This is a genomic window from Anaerobutyricum hallii, assembly GCF_900209925.1.
Taxonomy (GTDB): Bacteria; Bacillota; Clostridia; order Lachnospirales; family Lachnospiraceae; genus Anaerobutyricum; species Anaerobutyricum soehngenii.
The window spans coordinates 1,066,180-1,085,647 of the sequence record NZ_LT907978.1; the positions used below are offsets into that span (position 1 = coordinate 1,066,180).

19 protein-coding genes and 1 other annotated feature are annotated in these 19,468 nt (G+C 38.7%); of the genes, 18 read left to right on the plus strand and 1 reads right to left on the minus strand.

What is annotated here, in order from left to right; all coding sequences use genetic code 11:
- Positions 1–18: 18 nt before the first annotated feature.
- The 5 genes from EHLA_RS04880 to EHLA_RS04900 all read left to right on the plus strand — a co-directional run bounded on the left by EHLA_RS04880 (position 19) and on the right by EHLA_RS04900 (position 5,550).
- A complete protein-coding gene (locus tag EHLA_RS04880) occupies positions 19–822 on the plus strand; it encodes an electron transfer flavoprotein subunit beta/FixA family protein (RefSeq protein ID WP_021907151.1) in 804 nt (267 codons plus the stop codon).
- Between the two features lie 13 nt (positions 823–835).
- Entirely contained in the window at positions 836–1,840 is a 1,005-nt protein-coding gene (locus EHLA_RS04885; RefSeq protein ID WP_021907152.1) for an electron transfer flavoprotein subunit alpha/FixB family protein, read from the plus strand.
- 309 nt (positions 1,841–2,149) lie between these two features.
- Positions 2,150–3,292: an acyl-CoA dehydrogenase gene (locus EHLA_RS04890; RefSeq protein WP_021907153.1), complete on the plus strand. Its 1,143-nt coding sequence runs from the start codon at positions 2,150–2,152 to the stop codon at positions 3,290–3,292.
- 13 nt (positions 3,293–3,305) lie between these two features.
- Entirely contained in the window at positions 3,306–4,595 is a 1,290-nt protein-coding gene (larA, locus tag EHLA_RS04895) for a nickel-dependent lactate racemase (protein ID WP_096239525.1), read from the plus strand.
- Positions 4,596–4,815: 220 nt separating this feature from the next.
- Positions 4,816–5,550: a FadR/GntR family transcriptional regulator gene (locus tag EHLA_RS04900; RefSeq protein WP_096239526.1), complete on the plus strand. Its 735-nt coding sequence runs from the start codon at positions 4,816–4,818 to the stop codon at positions 5,548–5,550.
- A 157-nt stretch (positions 5,551–5,707) separates the two neighbouring features.
- Here the strand turns inward: EHLA_RS04900 and spoIIID are convergent, their stop codons facing one another.
- Positions 5,708–5,968 (minus strand): sporulation transcriptional regulator SpoIIID, encoded by a 261-nt coding sequence (spoIIID, locus tag EHLA_RS04905; RefSeq protein WP_021907156.1) that lies wholly within the window; start codon positions 5,966–5,968, stop codon positions 5,708–5,710.
- 669 nt (positions 5,969–6,637) lie between these two features.
- Between spoIIID and EHLA_RS04910 the strand changes: the two genes are divergently transcribed.
- The 13 genes from EHLA_RS04910 to EHLA_RS04965 all read left to right on the plus strand — a co-directional run bounded on the left by EHLA_RS04910 (position 6,638) and on the right by EHLA_RS04965 (position 19,419).
- Entirely contained in the window at positions 6,638–7,090 is a 453-nt protein-coding gene (locus EHLA_RS04910; RefSeq protein WP_021907157.1) for a PTS sugar transporter subunit IIA, read from the plus strand.
- A 117-nt stretch (positions 7,091–7,207) separates the two neighbouring features.
- Positions 7,208–8,650 carry a PTS fructose transporter subunit IIC gene (locus tag EHLA_RS04915; RefSeq protein WP_096239528.1) on the plus strand — a complete coding sequence of 481 codons (1,443 nt, stop codon included), beginning with the start codon at positions 7,208–7,210 and terminating at the stop codon, positions 8,648–8,650.
- Positions 8,651–8,885: 235 nt separating this feature from the next.
- On the plus strand, positions 8,886–10,799 hold the full coding sequence (locus EHLA_RS04920) for a BglG family transcription antiterminator (RefSeq protein ID WP_096239529.1): 1,914 nt from the start codon (positions 8,886–8,888) through the stop codon (positions 10,797–10,799).
- A gap of 46 nt (positions 10,800–10,845) precedes the next feature.
- Complete coding sequence (locus EHLA_RS04925) at positions 10,846–11,835, plus strand: mannose/fructose/sorbose PTS transporter subunit IIB (RefSeq protein ID WP_096239530.1); 990 nt, start codon at positions 10,846–10,848, stop codon at positions 11,833–11,835.
- Positions 11,836–11,866: 31 nt separating this feature from the next.
- Positions 11,867–12,664, plus strand: a complete 798-nt coding sequence (locus EHLA_RS04930) for a PTS mannose/fructose/sorbose transporter subunit IIC (RefSeq protein ID WP_021907161.1) — start codon at positions 11,867–11,869, stop codon at positions 12,662–12,664.
- Positions 12,665–12,684: 20 nt separating this feature from the next.
- A complete protein-coding gene (locus EHLA_RS04935; protein ID WP_096239531.1) occupies positions 12,685–13,599 on the plus strand; it encodes a PTS system mannose/fructose/sorbose family transporter subunit IID in 915 nt (304 codons plus the stop codon).
- Between the two features lie 110 nt (positions 13,600–13,709).
- On the plus strand, positions 13,710–14,069 hold the full coding sequence (locus tag EHLA_RS04940) for a DUF956 family protein (protein WP_005348155.1): 360 nt from the start codon (positions 13,710–13,712) through the stop codon (positions 14,067–14,069).
- 130 nt (positions 14,070–14,199) lie between these two features.
- Positions 14,200–15,147, plus strand: coding sequence for a type I phosphomannose isomerase catalytic subunit (locus tag EHLA_RS04945; RefSeq protein WP_096239532.1), 948 nt, complete (start codon positions 14,200–14,202; stop codon positions 15,145–15,147).
- Positions 15,148–15,604: 457 nt separating this feature from the next.
- Positions 15,605–15,952, plus strand: a binding site (T-box leader).
- Positions 15,953–16,017: 65 nt separating this feature from the next.
- On the plus strand, positions 16,018–16,539 hold the full coding sequence (locus tag EHLA_RS16565; protein ID WP_242970672.1) for a hypothetical protein: 522 nt from the start codon (positions 16,018–16,020) through the stop codon (positions 16,537–16,539).
- The gene (locus tag EHLA_RS16570) at positions 16,515–17,426 is read left to right on the plus strand and encodes an anthranilate synthase component I family protein (RefSeq protein WP_330399885.1); all 912 of its coding nucleotides are present in this window, start codon (positions 16,515–16,517) and stop codon (positions 17,424–17,426) included. The genes EHLA_RS16565 and EHLA_RS16570 overlap by 25 nt, the downstream gene beginning before the upstream one ends.
- Complete coding sequence (locus tag EHLA_RS04955; protein WP_096239533.1) at positions 17,423–17,986, plus strand: anthranilate synthase component II; 564 nt, start codon at positions 17,423–17,425, stop codon at positions 17,984–17,986. Before EHLA_RS16570 ends, EHLA_RS04955 begins: the two co-directional genes overlap by 4 nt.
- A 37-nt stretch (positions 17,987–18,023) precedes the next feature.
- Positions 18,024–18,809 carry an indole-3-glycerol phosphate synthase TrpC gene (gene trpC / locus EHLA_RS04960; RefSeq protein ID WP_096239534.1) on the plus strand — a complete coding sequence of 262 codons (786 nt, stop codon included), beginning with the start codon at positions 18,024–18,026 and terminating at the stop codon, positions 18,807–18,809.
- Positions 18,796–19,419, plus strand: coding sequence for a phosphoribosylanthranilate isomerase (locus EHLA_RS04965; RefSeq protein WP_096239535.1), 624 nt, complete (start codon positions 18,796–18,798; stop codon positions 19,417–19,419). Before trpC ends, EHLA_RS04965 begins: the two co-directional genes overlap by 14 nt.
- Positions 19,420–19,468: the final 49 nt, after the last annotated feature.

Here is a 19,468-nt window from a genome sequence, read left to right on the forward strand (position 1 = left end):
TATTAAGGAGGAAGAAGAATGAATATTTGTGTTTGTATCAAACAAGTACCTGATACTAATGAGATTAAGGTAGATCCAGTTACACATACACTGGTAAGAAAGGGAGTTCCAAGTATTGTAAATCCTTTTGATACCTATGCACAGGAAGTAGGTGTCCGCTTAAAAGAAAAATTAGGCGGCAAAGTAGTTGTTATTTCCATGGGACCAGAACAGGCTAAAGAAGCAATTAAAACCTGTCTTTCTGTAGGAGCTGACGCAGGATATCTTATTTCCAGCAGAAAGTTCGGCGGATCGGATACATTAGCAACAAGCTATATCCTCTCTGAAGCAATCAAGGCAGTAGAGGAAAAAGAAGGATTAAAATTTGATTTAATTCTCTGTGGTAAACAGGCAGTTGACGGTGATACCGCACAGGTTGGACCGGAAATCGCAGAACATCTTGGACTTCCACAGATTACATATGCATTAGACATCATTGAAAAAGACGGAGATATCCAGGTAAAACGTGAATGTGATGAAGGTTACGATATGATTTCTACACAGCTTCCAGCAGTAGTTACAGTAGTTAGACTTCCTTACGAACCTAGATACCCAACCATCAAGAGCAAAATGGCTGCAAAGAAAAAAGAGATTCCTGTTCTTACAGAAGAAGACATTCCTGCAATCAATCTGGAGCGTTGCGGATTAAGTGGTTCTCCAACAAAAGTAAAGAAGACATATACACCGGTAACAGAAAAGAATGGTGTAAAACTTCAGGATATTGAAGCAGAAGATGCAGCAAAACAGGTTGTTAAATTAATTTACGACGCAAAAATTTTGTAAGGAGGACTGAAGAATGAATCTTGCAGATTATAAAAATATTTGGGTTTTTATTGAAACAGAATGTGGTAAGCCAAAAAATGTTGGTTTTGAATTGATCAACGCAGCAAAACCACTCGCACAGGAAAAAGGCTGTGAATTGATCGCAGTTGTTATTGGTAAAGACATTGAAGGTGTTGCAAAAGATGCCATCTGCTATGGTGCAGATTCCGCAATTATCGTTGATGGACCAGAATATGAATACTATACAACAGATGCTTTTGCAAAAGCACTTGTTGCATTAGTAGAAAAATATAAACCAGAAACATTAATGATTGGTGCGACAAACAATGGTCGTGATTTAGGACCTAGAGTTTCTTGTAGATTAAAAACAGGTCTTACTGCAGACTGTACAGCAATCGCAATCGATGAAGAGACAGGAAATGTTGCATGGACACGTCCTACATTTGGTGGAAACCTGATGGCAACAATCATGTGTCCAGAAAACCGCCCTCAGATGGGTACTGTTCGTCCTGCAGTATTTAAAAAAGGTGCTTATGATGAAGCAAAAACAGGTGAGATCGTAAAAGAAGAGATTACGGTAGCAGCAGATGAAATTCGTACAACCCTCATAGAGAGAGTAAAAGAAGTTGCTGAATCTATCAACCTTGAAGAAGCAGAGATTATTGTTTCTGGTGGACGTGGAGTTGGTTCTCAGGAAAACTTCCAGTTATTACAGGATCTTGCCGATGTACTTGGCGCAACTGTTGGATGCAGCCGTGCAGTAGTAGATGCAGGTTGGATGCCACATGCACATCAAGTAGGACAGTCTGGTAAAACAGTTGCTCCGAAGTTATATTTCGCAATAGGTATTTCCGGTGCGATTCAGCATGTAGCAGGTATTTCCGGTGCTGATACGATTGTAGCAATCAATAAGGACCCAGATGCTCCAATCTTTGATGTAGCAGATTACGGAATCGTTGGAAACTTAAATGAAGTAGTTCCAGCGTTAACAGAAGCATTCAAAGCACAGAAAGCTTAAAGCTTGATAGCATATATAGAAAAAAATATTAAAAAGTTTGTCAATGGCCGACCTTCCTTTAACGGAAGGTCAGACCTGAACATATAAAAGCAATATATTAATCAGACAGAGATTTCTAGTACGATATAAAATGAAATAGCCGTCAGATAATAGTATTGTGAATGAAGTCACAGGCAAATTGTTAAAAAAAAATCAAACAAGCAATTATAACAGCAATAATATTTATTGTGGTATTATTTTAAATTCAATATTTTAAATTCAAAATTAAAAAACAATGTGTTAAAAATGACCGGACAGGAGGAAATAGTTATGAATTTTAGACAGGACGAGGAACATCAGGATATATTAGAAATGGTGCATGACTTTGCAGTAAACGAAGTAAAACCTTTAGCTGCTGAAATCGACAGAACAGAAGAGTTCCCAATGAAGAATGTCAAAATGATGGCTGAAATGGGACTGATGGGAATTCCTTTCCCAGAAGAGTACGGCGGAGCTGGAATGGATACATTAGCATATATCCAGACAGTAGAAGAATTAAGTAAATACTGTGCATCTACAGGTGTTATTCTTTCCGCTCATACATCCTTATGTGCAACACCTATTTATCAGTTTGGTTCCGAAGAACAGAAAAAGAAATATCTTCCTAAATTATGTTCAGGTGAATGGATTGGTGCTTTCGCATTAACAGAACCTAACGCTGGTACAGATGCATCAGGCCAGCAGACAGTTGCAGTAGATGCTGGTGACCACTGGGTATTAAACGGATCTAAGATTTTTATTACAAATGCAGGAGCAGCAAATGTATTCTTCGTACTTGCTATGACAGATAAATCTCAGGGAACAAAAGGTATCTCCGCATTTATCGTAGAAAAAGGATACAAAGGATTCTCTATCGGAAAACATGAAGATAAATTAGGTATTCGTGCTTCTTCTACATGTGAACTTATTTTTGAAGACTGTATCGTTCCTAAGGAAAACCTTGTTGGTGAACTTGGAAAAGGTTTCAAATATGCAATGATGACATTAGATGGTGGACGTGTTGGTATTGCAGCACAGGCACTTGGTATTGCAGAAGGTGCATTAGAGGAAACAACAAAGTACATCACAGAGAGAAAACAGTTCGGAAGAAGAATTTCTCAGTTCCAGAATACACAGTTTGAAATGGCACAGATGCGTGCACAGACAGAAGCAGCTAAGCTTCTTGTATATCAGGCAGCATGTGCAAAAGATGATCATGAACCATTCTCACATAAAGCAGCTATGGCAAAACTTGTAGCAGCAAGAAACGCTATGGATGTAACAACACGCTGCTTACAGTTATACGGTGGATATGGATATACAAAAGATTATCCAATCGAGAGAATGATGCGTGATGCTAAGATTACAGAAATTTATGAAGGTACTTCTGAAGTACAGATGATGGTTATCTCTGGATGGATGGGTGTTAAATAAGGAGTTGAGCAGCATGGATATGAAATTACCTTTTTCAACTACCGGTATGATGCTGCATCTTGACGATTCGATGGACTACGAGGTTTTATCCTCGTCCATCGAGTCCATGCCAAAGAGCGATAAGACAGAAGATGAGATCGTTCTTGATGCAATGGCACATCCGATTGGTTCTCCAAAGCTTTCTGAGCTTGCAAAAGGAAAAGAAAATGTAGTAATCATTTGTTCCGACCACACCAGACCTGTTCCAAGTAAACATATTATTCCCTTTATGTTAAAGGAAATCAGAGAAGGTAATCCGGATGCAAAGATCACCCTTTTAATTGCTACAGGATTTCACAGAGCAACAACGAGAGAAGAGTTAGTTGGTAAGTTTGGAGAAGAAATCGTAGATCATGAACATATTGTTATTCATGACAGCCAGGATATGGACGCAATGGAGAACATAGGAACTTTGCCATCTGGGGCCCCTCTTTTGATTAACAAGGTTGCAGCAAATGCAGATCTTCTTGTAAGTGAGGGATTCATTGAAACACATTTCTTTGCAGGTTTCTCCGGAGGAAGAAAGAGCATCCTTCCGGGAGTATCTAGTAAAGTCACAGTGCTTGGAAATCACTGTTCTAAATTTATTGATTCTCCATATAGCAGAACTGGAATTTTAGAAGGAAATCCGATTCATAAAGATATGGTAGCTGCCAGTAAAATGGCACATCAGAAATATATTGTTAATGTAATTATTGACGCAGATAAAAAAGTGGTACACGCCGTTGCAGGCGATGCGATAGAAGCCCATGCCGCAGGATGCAAATTCCTGAAGGATTATTGTCAGGTAGTTCCTAAAAAAGCCGCAGACATCGCTATTTCAACCAACGGCGGATACCCGCTTGACCAGAATATGTATCAGTCCGTAAAAGGAATGACTGCCGCAGAGGCAGCAGCCAAAGATGATGGTATTCTTATCATGGTTTCCAATTGTGGTGACGGACATGGAGGAGAAGGTTTCTATGAAGCTTTGAAAAACTGCTCCAGTCCGGCAGACCTTATGGAAGAAATCTTAAAAGTTCCACAGGATCAGACAAAACCAGATCAGTGGGAATATCAGATACAATGTCGTATCTTAATGCAGCACAAAGTCATCTATGTTATGTGCGAAGAAAATCGTAAGATGGCACAGGAGATGGGATTTGCTGTTGCAAATGATGTAAACGAAGCTCTTGAGATGGCAATAAAAGAAAAGGGAAAAGATGCCCATATTTCAATTATTCCGGATGGAGTTTCCGTTATGGTAAAAAAACCAGAAAATTAATAGTCAAACATGTTTGCTTAATGTGAAATTCATTTTTCGCATTTTGTAGGCGGACCTGCAAATGAGCAGCAGGTCCGCCATTTTTTTTAGTATAAATATTTTCCCTTGTGTTGTTAATATTTTGCACTTGCAAAAAAAGCAGGAATCTTATAAAATAAACTTTTAGAAATAAAGAATGATAAAAATCTAACAGAAAATGTGACGGGGAGGCGACAAAAAAATGAATGAATTTACAGATTTTAAAACCTACAAAATGAAGAATAAAAAGACATACCAATATGTATTTGATTATTTTTCTGAGCAGATTTTGTCTGGTGAATTAAAGATAAATGACAAGATTTTACCAGAAAGAGAAATTGCAGAGAAGCTGGATGTAAGTCGTAATTCCATTCGTGAAGTAATGCATATGTTAGAAATTAACGGACTGCTTGATTGTCGTCAGGGAAGCGGGAACTATATCCGCTGTGAACCGCAGGGATATATGGTACAGTTCATGAATATGGTCATGGCGCTTCATAAGATTGAGTATACAGAAGTATATGATATCCGTATGGGATATGAAACCGTAGCGTTACGGTTAGCGATTAAAAATGCAACAGAAGAGGAAATTGAACAGCTTCATCAGATTTTAATAAAGATGGATGAGGTTGAAGATCCAAAAGAGAGTGGTAGGCTGGATATGGAGTTTCATAACAAGCTGATCGCAGCATCTCATAATCGTCTGATCGTATTATATTCATCAATGATCGCAGAATTGATGAATCGGTTTATCTCAGATTTTCGTGTTCGTATTATGGCAGATCCAAGACAGGCAGAAGCGTTAAGGCGAGCGCACTGGAATATTTATGATTCTTTAGTAGCGAAGGATTTTGTAGCGGGAAGCTTTGCGATGCAGAGACATTTTGATATAGTAGGTGAGAAGCTTGAGTACCTGCAGAAACAATTGGATAATTAAGAGAGAAAACTTCTGTTTATTTTAGCTGACATTGACCGAAATTATGCATTGAGCCGCTTGCGTACGTTTGGCTCGAATTTAAAAATTTCGGTAGAAATAAAGCAAAAATAAACAGAAGTTTTTCTATAAGAAAATGTCTGCTAATAAAAAATGTCTGTTAATTTACCCGATGTAAAAGCAGATATTTCTGCCGGGTAGCCATACCCCCTCGTATATGCCGCTCAGATTTATTGATATCTAAAATATCACGCACCTCTTCAGCGAGATGATGATCGATCTGTGGGAGACGTTCTGTAAGATCTTTATGTACAGTCGATTTACTAACTCCGAATTTTGTAGCAGTCTTTCGTACGGTAGCCTTAGAATCAATAATATATCTTCCTACTTCAATCGCACGTAATTCAATGTAATCTTTCATAATAAAAGTCCTGTCTTAAAATCTTTTTACCATCATATGAAAAAGATAACAAAGACATGCAAAAAACATTTCTGTTTTTGTGTCTATTCTATACTTATCATACGTAACCTACTTCTATTATTTATATGTTCAGTTCACTGCCTTCTGAAAAAAATGATACAAAAAAACACCGTTCTGATGGCTGATAGGAAACGGTGTTCTTGCGAGCAGTCACTATTGAAGGAGGAGGAGTGACTGCTCTATTGGATAATTTAATTGAATAGTTGAGACGAGATGAAATCGTATCACTCATCTTGGCTTAAGTATACCAATTTTCGATAAAAATGTCTATGCATGAGTTTGCCAAGAATAACCGTTTTTTTTCGTTTTTTCTTGGCATTATGAATAAATTGGGTTATATTGCATTGATAGGAGAACAATTATTATAAGCAAAATAACTAATTGTTCCTGAAAACAAACAAAAAACAACGGTTGATAGAGGTAAGGAAGGGGTTTACCTTTGTTTTCCTTTTGGTACAATAAATAAGACGAAATAATGATATAGTATATTCAGAATTACGAGAGTAGCGTTAGCTACGGAGTAATTCGTGACATCATAGTATTATATATAATTATAAATGTAAGAAAGGATTGCATATTAGAAAAAATAGAAAAATGAGAAGACATCAATTGGATACACTGATAAAAAGGGAAAAGATATTTGATAATATTATAGTTCCTTCAGGAACGAAGAAGGAGGCCATAAAAATAATCAGTCGTCTCTGTGCGACACACAGGCTACTAGATGAGAGTACGTTAGAAGAGGCATTTTGGAAGAGAGAGGAATGGGATTCTACGGGATGTGGAGACGGAATTGCAATTCCGCATGCACTTGTAAGGGAAACGAACAAAGTACAGCTTGCAGTGATACGATTTCGCTATCTGATAGAATGGGATGCTTTTGATGGGAAGCCGGTAGGTGTTGCTTTTGCCATCATCGCACCGGAGGAAACCGGGCAGGAGAAATACCTTTCTTTTCTTGCACGTCTTGCCAGAAAGCTTGTGGATGAAGAGTTTATCGAAAGTTTTCGAAAGTGCAGAAATGAAGAGGAAATGTATGAATATCTGCTGTCTGTTTTTTAAATCCCAGATTCGATATAGAGTATATAGAGAGAATCAGATATAAAACAGATATAGAATAGATGTAGATACTAAGTGAAATTTATTGAGTGAGAATTTATAGAGAGAAAGTTTAAAAGTATGAAAATAGTTGGAGTTACAAAGTGTCCGACCGGAATAGCACATACCTATATGGCAGCGGAGCGGTTAGAAAAGACAGCGGCGAAGCTTGGTTATGAGATTAAGGTGGAAACACAGGGGTCACAGGGAACAGAGAATAAACTTACCAGAAAAGAAATTGCAAAAGCGGACTATGTGATCATAGCAGCAGATGTCAGTATTGATGAGCCAGAGCGTTTTAATGGTAAGAAAGTATTTAAAACGAGGATTAAACCGGTATTGAAAAATACAGAGAATATTTTTGAACGGTTAGAAGAAGAATATTTTATTATGGGTGGTATAGATGCTGTGCAAGAGTGTGACCTAAAAGACAGTGATGCTGAAAATGCCGGAAATATGATAGAACATTCTGATAAAAAAGAATCTACAGATATATTAGGACAGCTTATGAATGGTGTATCCTATATGATTCCGTTTGTAGTTGTCGGAGGTCTGCTCGTATCATTATCATTATCTTTTGGAGCAACGACTTCACCAGATGGAGAGGTTGTTTTTCTTGGGATATGGGATAAAGTGCATCAGATTGGCGCACTTGCCTTCACATTAATGTATCCGATCCTGGCGGGCTTTATTGCATTTTCTATCGCAGGAAGAGCAACACTTGCCCCGGCAATGATCGGAGCAATGGTTGCAATGAATGAAGAGATTCTTGGAACAAAGGCAGGGACCGGCTTTATGGGATGTATTATTGTCGGCTATTTCGTCGGATATCTTGTGAAATGGATGAACAGCTGGCATGTAGTAAAAGAATTTAAGCCGATGATGCCAATATTTATTATTCCTCTTACAGGAGTGATAACAGTATCGGCATTATTTATTTTTGCGATTGGAAAACCCGTTGCAATGATGATGGAGGTACTAAATACCATGCTGGTACAACTGGCGGCGAATCCTTCTAGTGCAATTATACTTGGCATCGTGCTTGGTGCGATGATAGGAGTGGATATGGGCGGACCTGTTAATAAGGTAGCTTTCTTTTTTGGAGTAACGTCTATAGCCCAGGGAAATCTTCAGATTATGGGGATTGTGTCTACTTCTATAGCCGTAGCTCCGTTATCGATGGGGATAGCGGCGCTTATCGGAAAAGAGAAGTTTACGGAGGAAGAAAAAAATGCAGGATTTTATACGATATTTATGGGAATTATAGGAATCAGTGAAGGTGCGATTCCTTTTGCTGCGTCCGATCCAATTCATGTATTGCCAGCTACCATTGCAGGATCAGCAGTTACCGGAGCTTTTTCGGCAGCATGTGGGATAACTTCTGCAGTTCCACATGGAGGGCTGGTTGTTGCTTTATTTAAAGCGACAAATTATATGTCACTGTATTTGCTAAGTGTAATTTTAGGTACAGCCGTATCTGCAGCAATTGTACTGGCATTTAAGAAAAAGCAGAATTGCAGGTAAAAAAGAATACTAAAAGAATACTATCTATACTATCTAATGTAAAAAAATGAAAAAAGAAGAGTACTATTTTGCTGTTTTTTCAAAGAAAATACTCGTTTCTATATTGAAATTGCAAGGGAAATGAAATAAAATCTTAAGTTAAGCACATCTTTTGTTCAAAAATAAGTCAAACTATGCGTTTTACATTTTTGAATGATCTGATAAAATTTTAGTGAGTGAGGAGTGATTCGTAAACATGAGATTCACAAGACGGGATATGATGATGATAGAGTATTTGAGAGATTATGAAGTACTCGAACTAGATTCTATGTCAGAATATCTGGGAGTATCTGTAAAGACTCTGAAAAATCAACTGAAGGAACTGGCGGAAATGCTGAAAGAATTTGGAGTGGATATCCGATTTGTTTCCGGTAATCAGTTGATGGTCAGGGGACATGAGAAGTTTGCGGAAGTGATGAGTGTGAGCATCCCTCGCTTTGAGATGGAATTTGAAAGAAGATTCCTTTTACTTCTGGTACTGCATGATAATTTCCTGACAATACAGGAAATTGCAGATGAGCTTCTGGTAAGCAAGTCTTACGCAGAAAAGCATTTGGCATCGATTATGAAGAAGTATCCGGAAGATATCCAGGCACAGCGGCATTATGGCATCCGCTATGCAGCATCCCAGAATAAAAGAAGAGAAGTATTCGTTAAGATACTGTTTCCGTATTTGTTTGGGGAAGATTATATTGTGGCTTTAGAGCAGTTTGACAGTCTTCATTTTCCACTGTTTCATTATTTTACGAGGAAGCAGATGGAGAGGACGAGAGGAGCAGTTTTACAGCTTCAGGGATTAGAATGGTTTCAGCTTACCGATGAGTCGCTGCAGCAGCTTTTTCTTTATATTTTGTTTCTTGTCCGTCATGCAGACAGCGGGAATACAGAAAGACCGGCTGCGATACAGGAAGACTTCATTAATACGCAGGAATTTGACGGATTGTTTGAATGGATTCCTGGCTGGTGTCAGGAATTTGGTCTGCCCGATTCAAAAGAAGAACTGCGCTATATGTATACACTGCTGTTATCGCTTCGTAAACAAAAAATTGCCTGTCAGGATCAGATTATGGAGAAAATGAGACATCCAATTCAGGAAATCCTTAAAGGAATTGCGGAGAGGCTCAGTGTGGATTTTTGTAATGATGAAGATCTTGTTGAGGGATTGTCTTCCCATATTTATACAACGATTCTCAGAGGAAATCATCTGGATATTGAAACGGATGCGTATATGGTAAAGTCGATGAAACGTCAGTATCCTTTTGGATTTGAAATGGCAGCAATCGCGGCAGATTACATCGCAGATATGTATAATCTGTCTATGAAGGAAAATGATCTTATCTATCTTGCCATTCATTTTCAGGCAGCAATCGAAAGAATGAAAGATGAAGGGGAAAAGACAAAAATTATCATTGTCTGTCATTTTGGAGCAGCGGCAGCAAGAATAATTCGATCAAAAATCGAAAGAAAGCTTGTTGGTGTGAAAGTAACAGGAATGTATTCCTTACAGGAATTTAAATCCCTTTCTCATTTAGATTGTGACTGCATTGTGACAACCGAACGCATTTTAAAAGCGGACTTTCCAATCATTTATATTTCTATGGCTCTTTCAGAGCGTGAGATGCGAAAGATTGAGGAAGGAATCAAGGAAATTCAGGTAAACCATTTATTGGAATTAAATATATTAGAAGCAATTATTCTTCCTATAGAAGAAAAAAATATGGAATCTGCTATAAGAGCAATGGTACAGCCATTGCAGGAAGAAGATTTCGTGACGGAAGAATATATGCAGTCAGTCCTCAGCAGAGAGGAAATGTCTTCCACAAGTCTTAATTACATTGCCCTGCCACATGGGAATCCGGCAATGGTACAAAATACAAGACTGGTAATCGGAAGAATGAATCAGCCGCTTTTGTGGGATGATTCTAAAGTAAGCTGTGCGTTTTTATTTGCGGTATCCGCAGAAATGCTCAGGGAAAAACCAATACTTTTTAATACATTTTACCGGACAATGGCAGATCCGAATGTAGAGGAGAGTATTAAAAAACTTCAGATGGAAAAGAATCTTCCGGATGAGGTTTTCAGACAAAAGCTGTTTCATATTTTGAGATAGAGTAACTAATAATTTCTAACAGGAGAGGAAAGGATGTGAAGTTAACATGGTAGGAATTATTCTCGCAACCCATGGCAATTTTGCGACCGGTATCCAGCAGTCTGCTTCCATGATTTTTGGAGAACAGCCAAACGTGGCAGCCGTAACACTGCAGCCAAATGAAGGACCGGATGATGTGAGAAAGAAAATGGAAGAAGCAGTTGCATCTTTCGAAGATCCGCAGCAGGTGTTAATCCTCGTTGATTTATGGGGTGGAACTCCATTTAATCAGGCAAATGGTCTTATTGCAGGTCATGAGGATACATGGGCGATTGTTGCCGGTCTTAACCTGCCGATGCTTATTGACGCTTATGCTTCCCGTATGATGATGGATACAGCGCAGGAACTTGCTGTACAGATTTCAGGAAGTGCAAAAGAAGGTGTCAGAATTTACCCAGAAAGCTTAGAGCCAAAGGAAGAGAAAAAAGCAGCAGCGGTTTCCGATGGACAGCCAAAGGGTGCATTACCGGAAGGAACTGTAGTAGGAGATGGAAAGATTAAATATGTGCTTGCACGTATCGATTCCCGTCTGCTCCATGGACAGGTAGCAACAGCATGGACAAAGACTACAGGACCAAACAGAATTATCGTTGTATCTGATGGAGTAGCTCATGATGATCTTCGTAAGAGTATGATTCGTGAAGCAGCGCCTCCAGGGGTAAAAGCAAATGTAGTTCCGGTAAGCAAGATGATCCAGGTAGCAAAGGATACTCGTTTTGGAAATACAAAGGCTCTGTTATTATTTGAAACACCACAGGATGCTCTTGCAGCAATCAAGGGTGGAGTAGATATTAAGGAACTTAACATTGGTTCTATGGCTCACTCTGTTGGCAAGGTAGCAGTCAGCAAAGTATTATCTTTAGATGAAAAAGATATTGAGACTTTTGAAGAACTGAAGAAGTTAGGCGTTAAGTTTGATGTTCGTAAAGTTCCAAGTGATTCTCAGGATAACATGGATGAGATCCTGAAAAAAGCAAAAGCTGAATTAGCAAAATAGTATTTAACAATTAATATTAGGAGGAAACGTCATGTCAATTATTTCAATGATCTTAGTTGTTATAGTTGCCTTTCTCGCTGGTATCGAAGGTGTTGTTGATGAATTCCAGTTCCATCAGCCTTTGGTAGCATGTACATTGATTGGTCTGGTAACAGGCAATCTTGAGGCAGGTATTGTTCTTGGTGGTAGTCTTCAGATGATCGCTCTTGGATGGGCTAACATCGGAGCTGCTGTAGCACCGGATGCAGCTTTAGCATCTGTTGCATCTGCTATTATTCTTGTTCTTGGTGGACAGGGAGTTAAAGGTGTAAGTACAGCGATCGCTGTAGCTATCCCTCTTGCTGTAGCAGGTTTATTCTTAACAATGGTTGTTCGTACTCTTTCTGTAGCATGTGTTCACCGTATGGACGCTGAAGCTGAAAAAGCAAACTTCAAGGGTATTGAATTATGGCACATCATTGCCATCTGTTTACAGGGACTTCGTATTGCAATCCCTGCAGCATGTCTTCTTGCAATCCCTACTGAAACAGTACAGAACTTCTTACAGTCTATGCCAGCATGGTTAACAGATGGTATGTCCATCGGTGGTGGTATGGTAGTAGCCGTTGGTTATGCAATGGTTATCAACATGATCGCAACAAAAGAAGTTTGGCCATTCTTCGCAATCGGTTTCTGTCTGGCAGCTATTTCAGACCTTACACTGATCGCACTTGGTGCAATCGCTCTTGCAATCGCATTCATTTACATCAACTTATCTGAAAATGGTGGAAATGGAAACGGTGGCGGAAACGTTGGTGATCCACTCGATGACATTTTAAATGACTATTAAGAAGTAAGGAGGGTATAGAAATGGCAGAAGAAAAAATTACTTTATCAAAAAAAGATCGTCGATCTGTTGCACTCCGCTCTACTTTCCTTCAGGGTTCATGGAACTATGAACGTATGCAGAACGGTGGATGGTGTTTCGCCATGATTCCGGCGATTAAGAAACTGTACACAAACAAAGAAGATCAGAAGGCAGCTTTAAAGAGACACCTTGAGTTCTTCAACACACATCCATATGTAGCTTCTCCTGTACTTGGTGTAACACTTGCCTTAGAAGAAGAAAAAGCAAACGGTGCGCAGGTAGATGACGCAGCTATTCAGGGTGTAAAAGTAGGTATGATGGGACCTTTAGCCGGTGTTGGTGATCCAGTATTCTGGTTTACTGCTCGTCCAATGCTTGGTGCGTTAGGTGCATCTCTTGCCATGGGCGGAAGCATCTTAGGACCAATCTTATTCTTCGTATTATGGAACGTGATCCGTTGGGCATTCATGTGGTATACACAGGAATTTGGTTACCAGGCTGGTAGCAAGATTTCTGAAGACCTTTCTGGAGGACTTTTACAGAAAGTAACAAAGATTGCATCTATTCTTGGTATGTTCGTACTCGGTTCGTTGATTGAACGATGGGTAAGTATCAACTTTACTCCAGTTGTATCAAAAGTAACATTAAGTGAGGGTGCTTACATTGACTGGAAGAGCCTTCCAGCAGGAGCAGAAGGTATTAAGACAGCACTTTCCCAGTATGCTTCCGGAATGGCTTTAGATCCTACAAAGGTTACAACATTACAGGACAACTTAAATTCCTTAATCCCAGGTCTTATGCCATTATTACTGACACTGTTATGTATGTGGTTACTTAAGAAGAAAGTATCTCCGATCGTAATCATCCTTGCATTGTTTGTAGTAGGTATTTTAGGACATGTAGTAGGTATTCTGTAATTTAAGTTTAATTAAAGCGGAATAAACAATACAAAGGGGGCTGTGACAAAAATATTTCCGATATTTTTGCACAGCCCTTGCTATGTTATGTATACAAAGGAGGATGCATAATGGCACAATCACTCAATACTAAAGTGGATCTGGTTATGGATGCCACTTCCTTTCACGGAATGAATAATTACGGAAAAATTATGATTGGCGACAGAGGTTTCGAATATTATAACGAAAAAAAGATGAATGACTATATCCAGATTCCATGGGAAGAGGTTGATTATGTCATAGCATCTGTTATGTTTAAGGGCAAATATATTCCTCGCTTCGCCATTCAGACAAAAAAAAGCGGAACCTTTACCTTTGCAGCAAAGAAACCAAAAGAACTTCTTCGTGCGGTAAGAAATTATGTTCCATCTGACCATATGGTTCGCTCCTTAAGCTTTTTTGACGTGTTAAAAAGAGCTTTTAAAAAGTAAATATCAGTGACATCAAGTTAGGGACAAAATACCTTTTGACCTTAACATTTTATGATGGAAGTATTATAATGATTCTGATTGAAACGATTCAGAAAACTTAAAAGTACTTTTTGCTAAAAGGAGAACGAAGATGGCAATTTTAAAATTAAAACCAAGCGGAAAAGATTACATTTGGGGTGGACATAAACTTGTAGATAACTACGGAAAAGAAATGACAGGTGACAGACTCGCAGAAACGTGGGAATTATCCTGTCATCCAGATGGTCCAAGCTTTGTTGCAAATGGCGAAGATGCCGGAAAGACATTAAGACAGTATATTGAGGAACATGGAAAGAAAGTACTTGGAACAAACTGCGAGCGTTTTGAGGACTTTCCAATTTTAACAAAATTCATTGATGCACAGGATAACCTTTCAATCCAGGTACATCCAGATAACGAGTATGCCTTAAAAAATGAAGGGCAATATGGCAAAACTGAAATGTGGTATGTAGTGGATGCAGAAGAAGGTGCTTATCTCTATCATGGATTTAAAAAAGAAATCAGCAAAGACGAATTTGCAAAAAGAATTGAAGAAGACACTCTTCTTGAAGTGTTGAATAAAGTACCGGTCCATAAAGGAGATGTATTCTTTATCGAAGCCGGAACCATTCATGCAATCGGTAAGGGACTTATTATTGCAGAAATTCAGCAGAACTCTAACGTAACGTATCGTGTATATGATTACGGAAGAGTTGGAAAGGACGGAAAGAAGAGAGAACTCCACATCGAGAAAGCTTTGGACGTAACGAATCGTGCACCGGCGAAAAAGGATGGAAGCCATTATCCACATATCGCAGACTGTGATTATTTTACAGTAGATAAGCTTAACCTCGATGGTAAAACCTTTAACAAAATGGAGGGAACTGTTTCGGAAAAATCCTTCTTAAGCATTCTTGTACTTGACGGCGAAGGAGAAATTACCAGTAATGGTGAGTGTGTATCCTATAAAAAGGGAGACAGTATTTTTCTTACCGCCGGAAGCGGAGAATATAGCGTAGAAGGTGTGTGTGATGCACTTTTAACTACAATAAGAGAATAGGGAATTCTGGTTTGCCGCAGGCAAGGTAGACGCTCCTAAGAGAGCTGTTTTTTGGCTGTTGGAAAGAAATCAGAATTTTATGTCGAGAGATTTGAGGATTTTTCAGAGGATTACGATTTTATGAAAGTATAGTATAATAGCAAAAGTATAGTACTCTCATTCGCATTTCCTGATTCTCCATCACTAATTTGTGGGAGTAGAATACACAGAAGCAGAGAAAAAATTGTAAGTTAAGACTTAGAAAGAACAGAAGTCTCGAAGCTCCTAATATGTAAAAATGCGCCTTAGAGCAAGCTCTTAATGCGGACGAGCATTAAGAGTGCAGTGATACGAAGCATTTTTACATATTAGAGGTTTCGGGACTTCGTCTATTTATTCCCACCTCCTCACTAATTTAAAATAATTTATTGACATAAAGCGTAAAAGTTGCTATACTGTAAACCATATTAAGACTGTAGGAAAATCGTTGAACAAAAGTAGTACCTTTTATCCACAGCATACCAGAGAGTCGGGTCAGGTGGAAGCCGATATGTGAGGGAAGAGGGAATGGATTTGGGAGATGCAAGGTGAAAGTAACAGTAGCTGATGCCGCGTCCTCGCGTTACAGGGGTAGGATATCGATGGGAGTTATAAGAGAGCTTTTGTCCGTATCGGATTTAGAGAGAATAACATAGAATTATCTGGAAGAATCTTTGTATATGTTGTCTGGCACATCTTAGGCAGAGTGGATGGCAGGAAATGATTTTTTAAGAATGATTTTAAGTGATTAATTAAGGGTGGCACCGCGGAATATTTCGTCCCTGACGTTTTTTATGAACGTCAGGGATTTTTTTATACTATTTTATCGCCTACAGAAAGAAGGGAGTACATATGAAGCGTATAAGAAGGGCATACAGTAAAACAGTCAGTCTTATTGATGAGACAGCAGTACAGATTTATGGAAGTTTTGTAGGGAAGAGAAGAGGATTTCTTCTTGAGAGTTACGATAAAAATAACGGGCGGTATGTTTTTATAGGCAAGGACCCGGAAGAGGTCATTACAAGTAAAGAAAACGGGCTGCTTATTGCAAGGGCAGATGGCATAACAAAAGAACTTAACGGGAATCCGGTGGATCTTTTAAAAGAGTATTACAGTGATTTTGAAATCCATAAGGATGATGAACAGCTTGCGTTTACAGGCGGTCTTGTCGGTGGTCTTGGCTATGATTTTGTAAGGTATAAGGAGGAGCTGCCGGATAAGAATCCGGATGAGATTGGAATTAGTACGATTTCATTGATGCTTGTTACAGAGTTTTTATCTATTGACCATTTCGCAGAAACAATGACAGCGGTTGTTGTGGAGGATGATACAGAAGCAGGAAGAAAGCAATGTTACGCTGTGAAGAAATGGTGAAGGAAGCATTTGAGGATATCCGGAAAGATGAGAAGTCAGAGTTTTTGCCGGATGGAAAGATTATAAAGCAGTCGGATACTTTAGAAGAATATAGTGAAAAAGTAAATAAGATTAAACAGTATATTATAGATGGACATGTATTCCAGACGGTACTTTCCCAGAGATGGACGATTGAGACGAAACAGAAAGGTTTTGATCTGTATAAAGAATTAAGAGAGATCAATCCTTCTCCGTATATGTATTATTTTAATTTTGAACAGTTTGAGATTATCGGAAGTTCTCCAGAGATGATTGTTAAGCAGAAGGATAATAAGGTATTGACCTGTCCGATTGCGGGAACAAGACCTCGTGGAAAAAATGAGGAAGAAGATCAGCTGCTTGCGGATGGATTGATGAAAGATCCAAAGGAGAAAGCGGAGCATGTGATGCTTGTTGACCTTGCAAGAAATGATATGGGGCGCATCGCAGAGTTTGGAACGGTAAAGGTAAGAGATTTCATGCATATTCAACGATATTCGCATGTAATGCACATTGTTTCGCTGGTAGAGGGAAGAAAAAAAGGGGAGTTTCATCCGCTTGATCTTGTAAATGCCTTCCTTCCGGCAGGAACTTTAAGTGGAGCGCCGAAGGTAAGGGCGATGGAGATTATTGATGAACTGGAATCCGTAAGAAGAGGACTTTACGGTGGAGCGATCGGTTATATTGATTTTAACGGCGATATGGATTTCTGTATTACGATACGAACGATGATTAAAAAAGGGGATAAGGTTTATATTCAGGCAGGAGCAGGTATTGTAGCAGATAGTGATCCGGAAAGTGAATATAACGAATGCTGCAACAAAGTAAGGGCGCTTGCCAAGGTATTAGTTCGGGAGGAAAATTTATGATATTGCTGATTGATAATTATGATTCTTTTACTTACAACTTATATCAGTATATGGGAATCTTTGAAAAAGACATTAAGGTTGTTCGAAATGATAAGATGACGATAGAAGAAATAGAACAGTTAAATCCGGATAGAATCGTTCTTTCACCGGGACCGAAAAGTCCGAAAGAAGCAGGAATATGCATAGATGTCGTAAAACATTTTTATCAGAAAAAGCCGATTCTTGGTATCTGCCTGGGACACCAGAGCATCGGAGCAGCATTTGGAGCTGAAATTGTTCATGCAAAGGAACTGATGCATGGAAAACAGTCTTTGATCACACAAGATGGAAGGGGAATTTTTGAAGGGATTCCAAGTCCGGTGTATGTGGCAAGATATCATTCTCTTGCGGTAGATGAAAAGACACTGCCGGATGTTTTTGAAATATTGGCAAGAACAGAAGATGGAGAAATTATGGCGATGCAGCATAAAGAATATCCGTTAATTGGAATTCAGTTTCATCCGGAATCTATTTATACCGATCATGGCAAAAAGATGATAGAGAATTTTTTGAAATTATGATAAGGATTTATGACAAAAAAGAGGTGACATAAAAGCGATGATTTTAGATGTAATTGTAGAAGATAAGAAAAAGAAATTAAAAGAGCATAAAAACCGCATCAGTGAAGAAAAAATGAAAGAGCTTGCACTTTCCTGTGAAAGAAAAAGTATTTCTTTTTATGAAGCGCTGGCAAAGCCGGGACTATCTATTATCGGAGAGTTTAAAAAGGCTTCTCCAAGTATGGGAAAGATAGAGATGACGATGGAGCTTACCGACAGAATTGATGAATATAATGAGTCAGTAGATGCCATTTCCTGTCTGACAGAAGAAGACCATTTTCTTGGAAATATAGAATATTTCAAAGAAATCAGAAAGATTTCACCACTTCCGATGATACGAAAGGATTTCATCATTGACCCATACCAGATTTATGAGGCAAAGGTAATCGGAGCGGATTGTATCCTTTTGATTGCGGCAATTCTTTCGGATGATCAAATGAAAGAATATTATAAGCTTGCGGCTGAACTTGGTATGGATGTGTTAGTAGAAACACACGATGAAGAGGAAATGGAACGGGCATTAAAAATCCATCCAAAGATTATTGGTGTAAATAACAGGAATTTAAAGGATTTTACGATTTCTCTTGAAAATACAAAAAGACTTCGTACGATGGTTCCGGAAGGAACAGTATTTGTTTCAGAAAGTGGTGTGACAACAAAGGAACATATCGCATTTTTAAAAGAGTGCAAAGTGGATGCCCTGTTGATCGGAGGCGCCTTTATGTTATCGGAACATCCAAAAGAGCTGGCGGCAGATTGGAAGGCTTTATATGACAAAAATTAAAATATGTGGAATGACTTGTGAGGAAGATATTAAAGCAGTGAACAAGTATTTGCCGGATTATATTGGGTTTGTTTTATTTTTTCCGAAAAGTAAACGAAACATTTCGATAAAACAGGCAAAAGATCTGCTTGCAAAAGCAGATAAACGAATAAAAACAGTAGCAGTCGTTGTCTCACCGACAATAGAACAACTACTGCAGATTGAAGAAGCTAGATTTGATTACATTCAAATTCATGGAACTATGACCAAAGAAGTCTATGAACAGTGTACGCTTCCGATTTTAAGAGCATTTAATATTTCCAATCTGGAAAAGTTAGAAAAATATGAAATAAAAGATAAAATCAAAGGGTATGTATTTGACAGCAAGAATCCAGGAAGTGGGGAGACATTTGACTGGAAACTGCTTGATCATATCAGACAAAAACAAAAAACAGTGATTTTCCTTGCGGGAGGAATCGATGAAAACAATGTAAAACGGGCCATTTCTGAAGTTGCCCCGGATGTGATCGATTTAAGTTCCGCAGTAGAAAAAGTAAGTAAAGATGGAGCTTTTTTTGGAAAGGATCCGGAAAAAGTAAAAACAATAATAACAATAGTACATGGTCAATAAAAGATAAAACAGGAATATTGACCGGAAAAGGCGGCGTGACAAAGGCTCA

Bases quoted from the DNA above. Each gene is read 5' to 3' on its own strand.
- EHLA_RS04880 (WP_021907151.1), top strand. From the start codon at position 19: ATGAATATTTGTGTTTGTATCAAACAAGTACCTGATACTAATGAGATT.
- EHLA_RS04885 (WP_021907152.1), top strand. From the start codon at position 836: ATGAATCTTGCAGATTATAAAAATATTTGGGTTTTTATTGAAACAGAA.
- EHLA_RS04890 (WP_021907153.1), top strand. From the start codon at position 2,150: ATGAATTTTAGACAGGACGAGGAACATCAGGATATATTAGAAATGGTG.
- larA (WP_096239525.1), top strand. From the start codon at position 3,306: ATGGATATGAAATTACCTTTTTCAACTACCGGTATGATGCTGCATCTT.
- EHLA_RS04900 (WP_096239526.1), top strand. From the start codon at position 4,816: ATGAATGAATTTACAGATTTTAAAACCTACAAAATGAAGAATAAAAAG.
- spoIIID (WP_021907156.1), bottom strand. From the start codon at position 5,968: ATGAAAGATTACATTGAATTACGTGCGATTGAAGTAGGAAGATATATT.
- EHLA_RS04915 (WP_096239528.1), top strand. From the start codon at position 7,208: ATGAAAATAGTTGGAGTTACAAAGTGTCCGACCGGAATAGCACATACC.
- EHLA_RS04920 (WP_096239529.1), top strand. From the start codon at position 8,886: ATGAGATTCACAAGACGGGATATGATGATGATAGAGTATTTGAGAGAT.
- EHLA_RS04925 (WP_096239530.1), top strand. From the start codon at position 10,846: ATGGTAGGAATTATTCTCGCAACCCATGGCAATTTTGCGACCGGTATC.
- EHLA_RS04930 (WP_021907161.1), top strand. From the start codon at position 11,867: ATGTCAATTATTTCAATGATCTTAGTTGTTATAGTTGCCTTTCTCGCT.
- EHLA_RS04935 (WP_096239531.1), top strand. From the start codon at position 12,685: ATGGCAGAAGAAAAAATTACTTTATCAAAAAAAGATCGTCGATCTGTT.
- EHLA_RS04940 (WP_005348155.1), top strand. From the start codon at position 13,710: ATGGCACAATCACTCAATACTAAAGTGGATCTGGTTATGGATGCCACT.
- EHLA_RS04945 (WP_096239532.1), top strand. From the start codon at position 14,200: ATGGCAATTTTAAAATTAAAACCAAGCGGAAAAGATTACATTTGGGGT.
- EHLA_RS16565 (WP_242970672.1), top strand. From the start codon at position 16,018: ATGAAGCGTATAAGAAGGGCATACAGTAAAACAGTCAGTCTTATTGAT.
- EHLA_RS16570 (WP_330399885.1), top strand. From the start codon at position 16,515: ATGTTACGCTGTGAAGAAATGGTGAAGGAAGCATTTGAGGATATCCGG.
- EHLA_RS04955 (WP_096239533.1), top strand. From the start codon at position 17,423: ATGATATTGCTGATTGATAATTATGATTCTTTTACTTACAACTTATAT.
- trpC (WP_096239534.1), top strand. From the start codon at position 18,024: ATGATTTTAGATGTAATTGTAGAAGATAAGAAAAAGAAATTAAAAGAG.
- EHLA_RS04965 (WP_096239535.1), top strand. From the start codon at position 18,796: ATGACAAAAATTAAAATATGTGGAATGACTTGTGAGGAAGATATTAAA.